Below are 13,343 nucleotides of genomic sequence, written 5' to 3'. Positions count from 1 at the left end.
TCACTGGACGGTCTTCGCCTGGTTCCATGCGCCCCACCGTCGCGGCTCTGCCGGCCGCGCGCGGTCGCCGCTCAGGTCGTCGAGCCCGACGCCTTGGTGGCCAGTGCGGAGAGGTTCTTGAACAGCGTTTCGAAGAACCCCTTGATCTGGTCGTTGCCGACCGCGATCAGGACACCAGCGATGACGGCAGCCAGCAGCCCGTACTCGAGCGCGGTGACACCGTCTTCTTCCTTCAGGAATTTGCGGATCGATGCGTTCATGACCAATGTCTCCCTCTACCTGTCTGCGGATGCAGTACACCTGCGTTGGGCGGTGGCCCGGCTCCGCCGGGATCGTCCGTGGGCCTCCGCGCGTCCTGGCGGAGGAGGCACGGCGGGATGGGCCCGCTGTGCTCAAGCAGGGTGATCTTCTCCAGGCAGGCCGCCAGCCGCACGGTCGCGACCGCTCGGCCCGGGGCCGGTGGTCGAGGCATCCAATGATGCGTGCGTGGTCATGCTGTCCCCCTGGGTGCGGCCGGATCAGTTGGCCGGATCACCGTGCTATCGACTTTGCCTGAATGGAAGTTGGCTGCAACAGGAACCTATATGCAAATTCGGCAGAAACCCCGCGATGCTGAAACTTTCAGGCCGTTTCTGTGACGAGAATCCGTTCGAAGGCAAAACGATTCATGGTCGTGCAGATTATGTGATTTCCATTTTCCGGCGCATGCGAGGACCGTGCCAATGGCGCCGACATTTTCTTCATCTGTGTATCTTTTTTCTTCATTGCAGCCCGCAGGTTTACCTTCGCCGATTATCGGGCATACTCGCATTCAAGCTGTTGCATTTCCATGGTTGGCCGCATCGGAGCCGATGCGGCCTGCACGACAACGGAAGTGGTTTCTGGATCGCTGCGCGCCCTGTCAGGCAGTGGGGGCCGCATCGCATGGCGGATCAACGGGGGACAACACTGTCATGGTCGATGGTGGGGTAGGAGACAGCGGCGACAGCGGCCTGCGGTCGATAGACCTGGCCACGCTGAGCGGCGTGCTTCGTGTCTGTGATGTCGAACTGCTGCTGCTCGATGGCAATGGGCCACGTGCGGCATTCGCTTCGCGCGTGCACGAGGAAGCCCTGTTCTGCAGCATCAGCTGCGGTTTCCACTGCCGCGGCCGTTTCATGCTGCCGCCGGACTGGGCGATGCTCGGGTACCTGCACGCCACCGATGAGACGCTGAGCTGGTGCCATGGCGTACCGCTCACGCCGGGGATGGCGTTGACGATCATGCCGGAAGGCATCAGTGAGTTCACCCTGAGCCCAGGCACGCACATGACCCTGATGCTGCTGCCGGTGGCACGGGTGCAGCGCAAGCTGACCGAACTGAGCCTGCGCAGCACGCCTCCCGCTGGCCAGGCACTGTCACTGTTCAATCTGGCCAGCGAAGGCACGCCGTTGGCACGCCACTACCAGCAGCTGCACCTGCAGCTGGGGCAGGGTGCAGGCCTGCAGCCGGAAGAAACTGAAACCCTGCTGCACGAGCATGTGCAGGCCCTTCTGGGTGCCGGTGCGGCGGATCGCCCGGGTTGCAGCCGTGCACGGCGTACGCATTATCTGATCGCACAGCGGGCAGAGAACTTCATGCGGCTCAACCTGCGCCGCAATATCTACATGAACGAAATCTGCGATGCGGCTGGGGTCAGCGAGCGCGGCCTGCGTTATGCGTTCGAGGACCTGTTTGGAACCTCGCCCAACCGGTATCTCTCCATGCTGCGCCTGTGCGCGGCCTGCCGCAGCCTGTCGATGGCCGATTCCAGCCGTCGCTCGGTGAAAGCAATCGCCCTCAGCTGCGGCCTGTGGGATCTTTCGCGCTTCGCCGACAATTACCGCAAGGTATTCGGCGAACTGCCGCGCGATACCCTGATGCGCGCGCCCGCGCAGATCGGCCAACCGGCCTGAGCCAAGCCCCGCAAGGGTTTTCGCGGCATTCGTGCCGGAATTGCACATCCGCTTGCCGATCATGTTGCCGCTTCTGCATAAACGGCTGCCGATTCCGGCCGTGGATTTGCCGGAATGCGCGATTGCCGTGCCGGATTGAAGTGCGCCGCCACCGTTGCAACCGCTGAAATGTCAGTCACCTGCCTAACGGCAAGTCCACTGACATTCCAGTTGTTCGCCTACGGGGGAAATGCTCATGAACCGCATCTACCGGCGTGTATGGAACCGCCAGCTCAATGCTCTGGTTGTGGCCTCGGAACTGGCCACCGGCGACAGCGGCGGCGGCGCCGCACGCGATCCGCGCGCCTTCCTGCTGATGCCCACCGCGCTGGCCCTGGCACTGCTGTGCGCGCTGGCCAGCGGCCACGCAGGGGCATCGGAAACCAATCAGTCGCTGCGCGACCTGCAAGCGCTTGCGGCGAAGTATGCGCAGCCGATGCCGGTCAAGGTCGATGCGGAAGTGGCCTTGGCTGCCGCCGCGCGACAGGCGCAGAGCAGCCCCGCGATCAGTGCGGACGCTCGCCTGGGCCTGCAGTTGAACACCACATCGCTGCCGGTGGTGCGTGACGTATTGCCGGCCGCCGTGCAGGTGAAGCTGGCAGCGAACACCACGCCGAAGCAGGTGGCCGTGCCGGCGCTGGCGGCCGATGTACGCGCCACTGTCGGCCTGGGCAACACTGCGATCAAGGCGGCACAGGTGGATGCATCGCTGGCAGCGCACGTTGCGCCGGGCGCGCAGGCGCCGCTGGGCGTGGCTGCCGATGCGCGCGCCAGGGCCAAGGTCGGCATCGCTGGCCATCAGGTCGCTTCGATCGATTCGGGTGCCCAAGCGGCAGCGGGCCTCAGCGGTTCGTCCCTGAAGGCCTCTGTCGACGGCGACACCGACGCGCATCTGGCGGTGGCTGGCCATCACATCGAGGGGCAGGGCCAGGCCCGGGCGACGGCGGCGGTCACGCTGCCGGCCAAGGAGGAACTGCCGGGTGACACGCATGATCGCGCCATCAGTGCCGCGTTCGATGCCGGCGCCGCGGGCAAGGTGCGCGTGCAGGCGCCGGACGGCCAGGAAGTAGTCGCCGATCGCAACCTGAAGCTGGCCGGGCAGGCAACCGTAGCCGCGCAGCACAGCGCGCTGGGCGTCGGCGGTCTGGTGGGCGGAGCAGTGGATGCTGTCGGCGGGACGCTTCACGGTGCCGCGGGTGCGGTCGGTAGCACGGTGGGTGGTGCGCTGAACGGCACCGTTGGCACGGTTGGCGGTGCAGTGGGCGGCGCTCTGAACGGTACTGTCGGAACAGTCGGTGGCGCAGTGGGCGGTGCACTCAACGGCACAGTCGGCGCGGTCGGCGGTGCAGTGGGTGGCACGCTCAACAACGCGGTGGGCGCAGTCGGTGGTGCGGTTGGCGGTGCACTGAACGGCACGGTAGGCACGGTCGGTGGCGCAGTGGGCGGCGCTCTGAACGGTACTGTCGGAACAGTCGGTGGCTCAGTGGGCGGTGCACTCAACGGCACAGTCGGTGCGGTCGGCGGTGCAGTGGGCGGTACGCTCAACAACACAGTCGGCGTGGTCGGTGGTGCAGTTGGCGGTGCACTGAACGGCACGGCAGGCACAGTTGGCGGCGCCGTGAGCGGCGCGCTCAACAACACGGTCGGTGCGGTCGGTGGTGCTGTGGGCGGAGCTCTGAACGGCACCGTTGGCCAGGTCGGCAGCGCAGTGGGCGGTACGCTCAACAACACGGTCGGTGCGGTCGGTGGTGCTGTGGGCGGAGCTCTGAACGGCACCGTTGGCCAAGTCGGCAGCGCAGTGGGCGGTACGCTCAACAACACGGTCGGCGCAGTCGGTGGTGCAGTTGGCGGTGCTCTGAACGGCACGGTCGGCACAGTTGGCGGCGCAGTCGGCGGTGCACTGAACGGCACCGTCGGTACCGTCGGCGGTGCAGTGGGCGGAGCTCTGAACGGCACCGTTGGCCAGGTCGGCGGCGCCGTGGGTGGCGCTCTGAACGGGACTGTCGGTACGGTCGGCGGTGCAGTGGGCGGCACGCTCAACAACACGGTAGGCGCAGTCGGTGGCGCTCTGAACGGCACTGTCGGTACCGTCGGCAGTGCGGTGGGTGGCGCACTGAACGGCACGGTTGGCCAGGTCGGCGGTGCAGTGGGCGGCACGCTCAACAACACGGTGGGCGCAGTCGGTGGCGCATTGAACGGTACCGTCGGCAGTGCGGTGGGTGGCGCTCTGAGCGGCACCGTCGGCCAGGTTGGCAGCGCGGTGGGCGGCACGCTTAGCAATACCGTCGGCACGGTCGGTGGTGCAGTGGGCGGCATTCTCAACGGCACCACCGGTAGCCCCGGCACAGGCCTGGGCGGCGTGCTGGGAAGCACGCTGGGCAACGTAGGCAGCGCGGTGGGCAACCTGCTCAACGGCAATCTCAATGGCACCGTCGGCAACCTGGGCAGCGCCGTGGGCGGCCTGGTGGGTGGCACGCTCGGCAGTCTCGGCCTGACCCAGCCGTCGGCGATCCCGCCGACCAGCCCGAAGGCACCGGCGCCGGCCGACCCGAATGCCGGCCTGATCATCGGCACCGGTGGCCTGGTCGGCAATGTCGGCCAGCTGATCGGGCCGACCACCACCAGCCTGTTCGGCGGCAATGGCTACCTGAGCAATGGCAATCTCAAGCTCAGCAATGCCAACGTGATGCAGACCTATTCGACGGTCAATGTGCTGGGCCTGCCGGTGGTGAACCTGTCGCCGGTCGGCAGCACGCTCAACGGTCTGGGCGGCGCGGCCACGGGCGGCAGCTCGCACCTGACCCTGATCGGTGGCGTCACTTCCGACAGCTACATCTACAACATCAACAACGGCAATCCGGGTGGCCTGCTGGGCCTGCTGCTGCCGAAGGATTCCCCGGCCTGGGCGGCCAAGTGCCTGGACATCGCGCTGGCCGACATCTCCTGCTGGGCCGTCAACGCCGCGCAGGACTACCAGGTGCTGATGGGCGATGGCGCCTTCGCCAACGGCTCGAAGGAAGTGGTGATCGGCGCCAACGCACGCCATGAACTGCCGAAGGTCGATGCCAACGTCGCCTTCCCCGGTGATGGCGTGAACGATCCCAGCAATCCCACCGGCGTGCCGACGGCCGACTATGCCGCGCGCATGGGCCACTCGGTCATCGTCGGCGACAGTGCCGCCGGTACCGCCAACGGGCAGACCCTGCTGGGTGCCGAATCCACCTCCAACCAGGCCAACTCGGTTGCGCTGGGCTACCGCTCGGCCGCGCTGCGCGGCGCGCAGGCCAGCTACAGTGCCTACGGCCTCACCGCACCGCAGGTCTCGGCGGGTGAAGTGTCGGTGGGCACCGCCGGAGGCGGCGAACGCCAGATCACCAATGTGGCCGCCGGCAGCGTCAACACCGACGCGGTCAACGTGGCGCAGTTGAAGGGCGCGATCAGCCTGATCAACGGCGTGGCGGATGCTGCGGTGACCTACGATCTGGACGCCGGCGGCAATCCGAACTACCGCCGGGTCACGCTCGGCGCAGGCACCGGCACCACCACCATCGGCAACCTCGCCGCCGGTGCGGTCACCGCCGGCAGCCTGGAAGCAGTCAACGGCGGTCAGCTGGCGGCCACCAACAGCGCCATCGCCGGCTTCTTCGGTGGTCGTGCGGCCTTCGATCCTGCCAGCGGCATCTTCACTGCACCGCTGTTCGAGATCAGCACGATCTCCACCGGTGGCGCCATCGCCCAGGGCCTGTACACCAACGCCACCGATGCCTTCGCGGCGGTGGATGGTTCGCTGGTCAACCTCAACACGCAGATCACCGATATCCGCAACGGCGGTACCAAGTACCTGCGGGTGAACTCGACCGGTACCGAGGCCGTGGCCAGCGGCGCCGATTCGATCGCGGTCGGCACCAATGCGCGGGCGACGGCAGCCAACAGCATCGCAGTGGGTGCGGGAAGCCTTGCCGATCGTGCCAACACGGTTTCCATCGGTGCCGCTGGCGCAGAGCGTCAGGTCATCAACGTGGCGGCCGGTACCGCGGCCACCGATGCGGTCAACGTGGGACAGCTGCAGGCCTCGGAGCAGGGGGCACTGCGCTATGACCTCAACGCCGATGGCAGCGTCAACTATGCCAGCGCCACGCTGGGCCAGGCCGGCACCGCCACCACGCTGCGCAATCTCGGCCCGGGCCAGGTCAGCGCCACCAGCAGCGAGGCCATCAACGGGGCCCAGCTGTTCGCCGCCAACCAGGCCGTGGCCACCCACCTCGGCGGTGGTGCTGCGGTCAGCGCCAGCGGCGTGCTGACCGCACCGACGTACTCGATCAACAACGTCGCCGCCAACGGCACCGTGACCAAGGGCAGCTACAACGACGTCGGCACCGCCTTCGATGCGGTCAGCAACTCGCTGGCCAACGTTGCCGACCAGACCGGCGAGATCGACAAGCTGGCCGTGAAATACGATGTCGACGGCAGTGGCAACGTGCTCAACAGCGTGACGCTGACGGGCACCGGTACCGGTGCGGTGAAGATCACCAACGTCGCCGCCGGCAGCATCCTGGCCGGCAGCAGCGACGCCATCACCGGCGACCAGCTGTTCAGCACCCACAGCACCATCGCCAACTACTTCGGCGGCACCACTGCCTACAACGGCACCACCAACGCGTGGACCGCGCCGACGTTCAGCATTTCCAGCATCGCCACCGATGGCACCTTCACCAGCGGCGATTACAACAACGTCACCGCCGCCTTCACTGCCGTCGATGGCTCGCTGAAGGTCCTCAACCAGCGCATCACCAACGGTGGCGGTGGCAGTGCCTACCTGGCGGTGAACTCGACGGCGGCCGCAGCCACCGCGGACGGTGCGGAAGCGGTGGCGGTCGGCCCGCAGGCCAGTGCAGCCGGTGCCAACAGCGTGGCGGTCGGCAACGGTGCCAGCAGCAGTGCCGGCAACAGCGTGGCGCTGGGTGCCGGTTCGGTGGCCAGCGTTGGCGCACAGAGCGGCTATACCGGCGCCTACGGCCAGACCGGTGCCAGCAACTCGGCCGGTGAGGTCTCGGTCGGCAGCAGCGGCAGCGAGCGCAAGATCACCCACGTTGCCGACGGCTCGGACACCTACGACGCAACCAATGTCGGCCAGCTGAAGAACGGCGTGAATTACGCCATCGACGAGTCGAAGAAGTACACCGACCAGAAGATCCAGAACATCACCAACGTGGCGGGCAGCTTCCGCGCCAACAACACCAACAACCTGGCCGATCCGTCCGCCAGCGGCGCCAACTCCGCCGCCGGTGGTGCAGGCTCCACTGCCGCCGGTGCCAACTCGACCGCGCTCGGCAATGGTTCACAGGCGCAGGCCGACAACTCGGTGGCATTGGGTGCAGGTTCGGTGGCGAACCGGGCCAACACGGTCTCGGTGGGTGCCAGCGGCGCCGAACGCCAGGTGGTCAACGTGGCCGACGGCTCGCAGGCCACCGACGCGGTCAACGTGCGCCAGCTGCAGGCGTCGCAGCAGGGCACCATCCGCTACGACACCACGGTGAACGGTGCGACCAACTACAACAGCGTCACCCTGGGCAGCACCAGCAGCGGCCCGACCACGGTGCGCAACGTTGCCGCTGGCACCGCCGGTACCGACGCGGTCAACGTGGATCAGCTGAAGTCGGGCATGGCGCAGACCCTGGACTGGTCCAAGGCCTACACCGACGAGCGCATGGGTGGCTTCGAGCGCGACCTGCGCAAGACCGACAACCGTGCTTCGGCCGGTATCGCCTCGGCGATGGCCACCGCAGCGCTGCCGCAGCCCAGCGAGGCGGGCCGCAGCATGGCCTCGATCGCGGCTGGCAGCTACAACGGCGAATCGGGCGTGGCGCTGGGCATCTCCGGTGTCTCCGAAGGCGGGCGCTGGATCTACAAGTTCAGCGGTTCGACCAACAGCCGTGGCGAGGCCGGCGTGGCCGTCGGTGCCGGCATCCAGTGGTGATCCCCGCCGCCGGGCCGCACCCGCGGCCCGGCATCGCGGAAACGTCTACAGGGGGAATGACATGAAACAGCATCGCATCGCCCGCGCCGGCCAACATGCCGCTACGCTGGGCCTGATCCTGGGGATGGGCCTGCTGGCCGCCTGCCGCAGCCATGCGCCGGCCACCGACGGTCCCGTCGAAGCCACCGCCGTGCAGTTCCCGGAGGCCTCCAGGGCCTCGTTGAAGGAAGGCATCTATCCGGACGTCGCCGACCTGCGCCGCTTCGCGCCGGGCATGAGCAAGCGGCAGTTGTACACGCTGCTGGGCACGCCGCATTTCAATGAAGGCATGTGGGGCGTGCGCGAGTGGAACTACCTGTTCAACTTCCGCACCGCGCAAGGTGCGGAGTATTTCACCTGCCAGTTCCAGGTCCGCTTTGACAGCAAGGGCATCGCCCAGGCGGGTTACTGGAAGCCGGAATCTTGCGCGGCCGTGCTGGAGCCGCCGCGGCCACCGGTCCCGCCGGCACCGGCACCGGCACCACTGCCGGAACAGCCGCTGCGGCTGTCGGCCGACGCGTTGTTCGGCTTCGACAGCGCGGTGCTGAGCGCGGAAGGGCAGCAGGCGGTGCAGGGCATCCTGGCGCAGGTACGCGAAGCCGCACAGGTGCAGTCGATCACGGTGACCGGCTATACCGACCGTATCGGCAGCGCCAGCTACAACCAGGCGCTGTCGCAGCGCCGCGCCGAGGCCGTGCGCAGCGCGCTGGTGCAGGGCGGCGTGCCTGCGGCCAGCATCAGCGCCGAAGGACGCGGCGCGGCTGAGCCGATCGTGCAGTGCGGGCAGCGCAACCGGCGCGAGCTGATTGCCTGCCTGGCGCCGAACCGGCGCGTGCAGATCGCCGGGATGGCACAGCCACGTTGACCCTCCTGCGCCGGGGCTGTGCCCCGGCATCCCGAGTCCCCCCTGACCGCCGGCAGGCGTGGCAACGTCTCCCCCGTCGTCCACGCCTGCCTGCGGCTCAGGTCTTCAAACGGTGCACGCGATGAATGCCCAATTCCTGCCACTCTCCATGAAGACGGAAGCTACGCTCAGCGTGTACGGCCAGCTCGGCAACCATGCCGTGGTGCGCATCCCGGGCCGGCGCCTGCCCGGCCTGATCCTGCAGGCCGATACCGTGGCAGGGTTCCTGGCCCAGCTGCAGGAAGCCCAGGCCTGCCTGCGCAGCGGCCGCGCACAGCGCACCGACGCCGAGCTGGACATGCTGATCGACGTGCTGCAGCAGTGGTACGCCTTGATCGAATCGCGCCTGGCCGACGCCGGCGAGGCGCTGTAAAGAAAAAGGGGACGGAGGGGATTAAGTCGTTTCCTGCACACGCGGGGCAAGAACGACTTAATCCCCTCCGTCCCCTTTTCCTACGCGCGGGCGCGGACCAGCCAGCAGGCGGCATCCACGCGTACGCGGTCACCTTCGATGAACGGCGCGAATGCAGCCAGCGCCTGGTGGCGAAGCACGGCGGCACGGGCTTCCGGCATTGAGCGCAGGGCCAGCCCCAACGGGCCCAGCTGGCCGACATAGGTGGGCAGGTCTTCGCGGGCGATCGAGCAGGGCAGGTCTACCGCAACCACCTCCACATCCTTCCAACCGGCGGCCTGCACAAGCCGCTGTGCCCGCCCGCCATCGGCGAAGGCGAACTGTCCCGGCGCGCCGGGTACCCGGGGCGGCAGATCCAGTGCATCGCCGATGGCGCGCTCGGCCGTGGTCATGAATGGATTCTCGTCGGCACTGCGCCAGGCGATGAAGCGCAGCCCAGCGCCGGGTGTCGCGGCACGATGCAGGTTGGCGAACGCGGCCTGGCTGTCCTCGAAGAACATCACGCCCAGCCGCGACTGGATCCAGTCGAAGTGCGCGGACGGCAGAGGATGGCGCTGCGCGTCTGCCACGATGAAGTCCGCGTCCAGTCCCGCAGCCTCGGCGCGCTGGCGGGCCAGCGCCAGCATCGGCGCGGAGATGTCCAGGCCGGTGCTGTGTGTCGCCGGGCGTGCGGCGGCTGATGCCAGCAGGCTGGCACCGGTACCGCAGCCTACATCCAGCAGTTGCGTGACGGTCTCCGGAAGTTCGGCCACCAGCAGGTCGGCCATGGGCTGGAACAGGCCATCGAGAATGGCCTGCTGCGCAACCCAGACCTGGCCGCCAGGACCGTTCCACAGGGCGCTCTGATCAACGGGGGGTGTACGGGTCATGGTCTTGCCTTGCAGGGAAGTCGCCCATAGGTTGGCGCTTGAAGGTCACTTGAGGTCAAGCCCGTGCGTGAACTGGATATCGGCGAAGTGGTCAAGCGCAGTGGCGTGCCGGCCTCGACCCTGCGTTACTACGAACAGCTTGGGCTGCTGCAGGCAGTGGGCCGTCGCGGCCTGCGCCGGCAGTACGACGAGCAGGTGCTGGAGCGGCTGGCACTGGTCGGCCTGGGCCAGGCGGCCGGGCTGTCGCTGCAGCAGATCGGCGCATCGCTGCCGCCGCAGCGCGGATGCCTTACGCTGGATCGTGAGGCCCTGCTGGCGCAGGCTGATGTGCTGCAGCGGCAGATCATCCAGCTGCAACGGGTACGCCGGCACCTGCAACGTGCGGCGGCCTGCCCGCAGGCAGAGGATGCCCGGAAGTGCGGCTCGTTCCGGAAGCTGCTGCGGGCACAGCAGCGCATGGCGGGTGGGTGAGAGAAGCGTATCCACGCATGGCGTGAATCCACTGCAGCACGACCTCGGCAGATCCACGCCCTGCGTGGATGAATCAGTCGCGGGTGCTGACTTCCCAGGTGGCATGCAGCACCCCCGGCACGTGCTCCATCCGTGCCAGCACCAGATCCAGCTCGTCGGCACTGACTGCGGTACTGACCAGGACCGCGATCACGTCGGTAGGCGCGTCGGCATGCTCGACCACCTGCACATCGCCCACCGGATACTGCGCGGCCTCCAGCGCATCGACCAGTCGCTCGCGCACCCGCGGTACGGCTTCGGCATCCACGCTCAGGCGCACTTCGTAGGTGGCTTCGGTCGCCGCCTCGTTGATCGGGATGCGGTTGATCGCATTCACCAGCGGCCGCAGCAGCGTGTTGCCGGCGATGATCAGCACGGTCAGCAGCACGCCCTCGGCCAGCATGTCCGCGCCGGTGCAGCTGCCGACCGCCGCCGAGCACCACAGGGTGGCGGCGGTGTTCAGGCCGCGCACGTTCATGCCTTCCTTCATGATCACGCCGGCGCCGAGGAAGCCGACACCGGAGACCACGTAGGAGATCACCCGTACCGCCTCGGCGCTGCCGGCGATGCGCATGCCCAGGTCGACGAAGGCGGCGGCGCCCACTGCCACCAGCACGTTGGTGCGCAGGCCGGCGGTGCGTTGCCGGTACTGGCGCTCGGCGCCGATCAGCGTGCCCAGCACGAAGGCGGCCAGCAGGCTGACCACGGTGTCGGCGAAGGGACCGGCCTGGAAGGTCTCAATGAAGCGCATGGCCGGAGTCTACCCGGTCGAGGTGACCGTAGATCCACGCCATGCGCGGATTTCGAAAGTGTCAGAAACGACTTAATCCCCTCCGTCCCCTTTTTGCGGGGTCAGTCGGTGTCGTCGACGCGCTCGCCCATCAGTTCGCGCTGGCGCTTGTCCAGTTCCTCGGCGTAGCGCTTGCGGACGAAGGCTTCAGAGACCACGCCCAGGACCTGGCCGTCGGCGCCGACCACGGCCAGTTCGTCGGCCTGGGTCTGGTCGAAGCGCTGCATCACGCTGACCACGTCCGCGGCCGGTGACAGTGACACGTCCCGGTTCTCGGCCAGCTCGCCGATCATGGTCTCCGGCTTCACGCCGTCGCCGTAGACGCGCGGAATCTGCACGATGCCTGCGTAATGGCCTTCGCTGTCGATCAGGATCACCCGGCTGCCCGAACCCAGCGGGAAGCGCTGGCGGAACGTGGCGGCATCGAGATCGGCCGGCGCGGTAGCCACGCCCTTGCGCATCAGCCGGCCGGCGTTGAGGTTCTGCACCCAGCCCACGTCGCGTGCGCTCTTGATGGTCTCGCCGCGCAGGTGCATGCGCCAGGTCGAGAACGAATAACCGAACCACTGCCGTACCAGCGTGCTGGAGACCAGCACCGCACTCATCACCACGCTGGTCAGCAGGAAGTCGTGGGTGCCTTCCAGCACCAGCATGGCCATGGTCATCGGTGCGCCGACCACGGCGGCGGCCAACGCTGCCATGCCAGCCAGCGCGGCGGACGTGGCATCGATCACCGGCACACCAGTGGCCATCGCCAGCAGGCCGGCGAACAGGGCGCCGACCAGGGTGCCCATGAACAACGAGGCGAAGAACAGGCCGCCGCGGAAACCAAACCCGAGCGAGATGCCCGAGGCCAGGCACTTCAGGGTCAGCAGGCCGCCGATCCAGATCAGCGGCAGGTGCGTGGTCAGGTCCAGGTGCAGCGCGCCATGGCCGGACGACAGCACCTGCGGGCTGGCCAGTGCCAGCGGGATCAGCAGCAGGCCGCCGACCACCGGCCGGCCCCACAGCGGCAACGGGCTGCGCTTGACCGTGCCTTCGATCGAGGCGATCAGCCGCATCACCGCGATGCCGACCATCGCGCAGCAGCAGCCAAGCAGGCCGTAGATGGCATAGTCGGCGGCGCGGACATCAATCGTCGAGGCAGCCGGCAGCAGGTAGGGCTCGATGCCGGCCTGGTCGGCCACGAATGCACCTGCCAGCGCGGCCACCGCCACCGGCGCCAGTGCGGCCGGGGTGTAGGCGCCGATGACGATCTCGAAGGCGTAGAACGCGCCGGCCAGTGGCGCCCCGAAGGCGGCCGCGATGGCACCGGCGGCACCGGCGCCGACCAGGATGCGCACGTCGTTGCGGCGCAGGCGCATCACCCGGCCCAGCTGCGAGCCGCTGCCCGCTCCCATCTGCGTATACGAAGCCTCCAGCCCGACCGAGGCGCCGCAGCCATTGGACAGCAGGGTCTGGGTCAGCACGATGAGGTTGTCGCGCATCGACATGCGCCCGCCATGCAGGGCATTGGCTTCGACCGCATCGAGCAGGGGCCGCTTGAGCCGGGTCGCGGCCAGGCTGACCAGGCCGACCAGCAGGCCACCCAGCGGCAGCACCAGCAGTGCGGTCCAGGTCAGCGCGGGCAGGGAGCTCAGGCGCATGCCGTCGTCCAGCCCGTACAGGGTGCCCTGCAGCCAGCGTGCGATGCCGGACTGCAGCAGGGTCAGGTAGCCGGCGATCAGGCCGACCAGCAGGGCAAGCGCGATGAACCACAGGTCGCTGCCGCGCAGGCGCAGGCGCAGGCCCTGGAAGGCCAGATGCAGGCGCGATGGCGAAACAGGCAGTGACATGGTGGCGGCATGATACGCCGCCACCGTGGTCGCC

The 13,343-nt window shown here is 67.9% G+C and carries 9 protein-coding genes; 5 read left to right on the top strand and 4 right to left on the bottom strand.

Annotated features, from left to right (window positions below):
• Positions 1–71: 71 nt before the first annotated feature.
• Complete coding sequence (locus tag QP609_RS12325; RefSeq protein WP_005416979.1) at positions 72–260, bottom strand: Flp family type IVb pilin; 189 nt, start codon at positions 258–260, stop codon at positions 72–74.
• Positions 261–953: 693 nt separating this feature from the next.
• Between QP609_RS12325 and QP609_RS12320 the strand changes: the two genes are divergently transcribed.
• The 4 genes from QP609_RS12320 (at position 954) to QP609_RS12305 (ending at position 9,266) form a co-directional block, all read left to right on the top strand.
• Positions 954–1,934: a helix-turn-helix transcriptional regulator gene (locus tag QP609_RS12320; RefSeq protein ID WP_032962548.1), complete on the top strand. Its 981-nt coding sequence runs from the start codon at positions 954–956 to the stop codon at positions 1,932–1,934.
• Positions 1,935–2,169: 235 nt separating this feature from the next.
• The gene (locus QP609_RS12315) at positions 2,170–7,950 is read left to right on the top strand and encodes an ESPR-type extended signal peptide-containing protein (RefSeq protein ID WP_197621557.1); all 5,781 of its coding nucleotides are present in this window, start codon (positions 2,170–2,172) and stop codon (positions 7,948–7,950) included.
• 61 nt (positions 7,951–8,011) lie between these two features.
• Entirely contained in the window at positions 8,012–8,854 is an 843-nt protein-coding gene (locus QP609_RS12310) for an OmpA family protein (RefSeq protein ID WP_197621556.1), read from the top strand.
• A gap of 148 nt (positions 8,855–9,002) precedes the next feature.
• Positions 9,003–9,266 carry a hypothetical protein gene (locus tag QP609_RS12305; protein ID WP_223224455.1) on the top strand — a complete coding sequence of 88 codons (264 nt, stop codon included), beginning with the start codon at positions 9,003–9,005 and terminating at the stop codon, positions 9,264–9,266.
• An 80-nt stretch (positions 9,267–9,346) separates the two neighbouring features.
• Here QP609_RS12305 and QP609_RS12300 read toward each other — a convergent pair whose 3' ends face one another.
• Positions 9,347–10,174 carry a class I SAM-dependent methyltransferase gene (locus tag QP609_RS12300; RefSeq protein ID WP_134809000.1) on the bottom strand — a complete coding sequence of 276 codons (828 nt, stop codon included), beginning with the start codon at positions 10,172–10,174 and terminating at the stop codon, positions 9,347–9,349.
• Positions 10,175–10,237: 63 nt separating this feature from the next.
• Between QP609_RS12300 and QP609_RS12295 the strand changes: the two genes are divergently transcribed.
• The gene (locus QP609_RS12295; protein WP_046431094.1) at positions 10,238–10,645 is read left to right on the top strand and encodes a MerR family transcriptional regulator; all 408 of its coding nucleotides are present in this window, start codon (positions 10,238–10,240) and stop codon (positions 10,643–10,645) included.
• A gap of 73 nt (positions 10,646–10,718) precedes the next feature.
• Here the strand turns inward: QP609_RS12295 and QP609_RS12290 are convergent, their stop codons facing one another.
• Complete coding sequence (locus tag QP609_RS12290) at positions 10,719–11,435, bottom strand: MgtC/SapB family protein (RefSeq protein ID WP_014647448.1); 717 nt, start codon at positions 11,433–11,435, stop codon at positions 10,719–10,721.
• Positions 11,436–11,536: 101 nt separating this feature from the next.
• Positions 11,537–13,309 carry a chloride channel protein gene (locus QP609_RS12285; protein ID WP_289213784.1) on the bottom strand — a complete coding sequence of 591 codons (1,773 nt, stop codon included), beginning with the start codon at positions 13,307–13,309 and terminating at the stop codon, positions 11,537–11,539.
• Positions 13,310–13,343 lie beyond the last annotated feature (34 nt).

It is taken from the genome of Stenotrophomonas sp. 8(2023) (assembly GCF_030345295.1).
Lineage (GTDB): Bacteria > Pseudomonadota > Gammaproteobacteria > Xanthomonadales > Xanthomonadaceae > Stenotrophomonas > Stenotrophomonas muris.
Note: the sequence above shows the minus strand (reverse complement) of the source record. Positions and strands in the feature narration are given on the sequence as shown.

Bases quoted from the DNA above. Each gene is read 5' to 3' on its own strand.
- QP609_RS12285 (WP_289213784.1), bottom strand. From the start codon at position 13,309: ATGTCACTGCCTGTTTCGCCATCGCGCCTGCATCTGGCCTTCCAGGGC.
- QP609_RS12325 (WP_005416979.1), bottom strand. From the start codon at position 260: ATGAACGCATCGATCCGCAAATTCCTGAAGGAAGAAGACGGTGTCACC.
- QP609_RS12315 (WP_197621557.1), top strand. From the start codon at position 2,170: ATGAACCGCATCTACCGGCGTGTATGGAACCGCCAGCTCAATGCTCTG.
- QP609_RS12320 (WP_032962548.1), top strand. From the start codon at position 954: ATGGTCGATGGTGGGGTAGGAGACAGCGGCGACAGCGGCCTGCGGTCG.
- QP609_RS12300 (WP_134809000.1), bottom strand. From the start codon at position 10,174: ATGACCCGTACACCCCCCGTTGATCAGAGCGCCCTGTGGAACGGTCCT.
- QP609_RS12310 (WP_197621556.1), top strand. From the start codon at position 8,012: ATGAAACAGCATCGCATCGCCCGCGCCGGCCAACATGCCGCTACGCTG.
- QP609_RS12290 (WP_014647448.1), bottom strand. From the start codon at position 11,435: ATGCGCTTCATTGAGACCTTCCAGGCCGGTCCCTTCGCCGACACCGTG.
- QP609_RS12305 (WP_223224455.1), top strand. From the start codon at position 9,003: ATGAAGACGGAAGCTACGCTCAGCGTGTACGGCCAGCTCGGCAACCAT.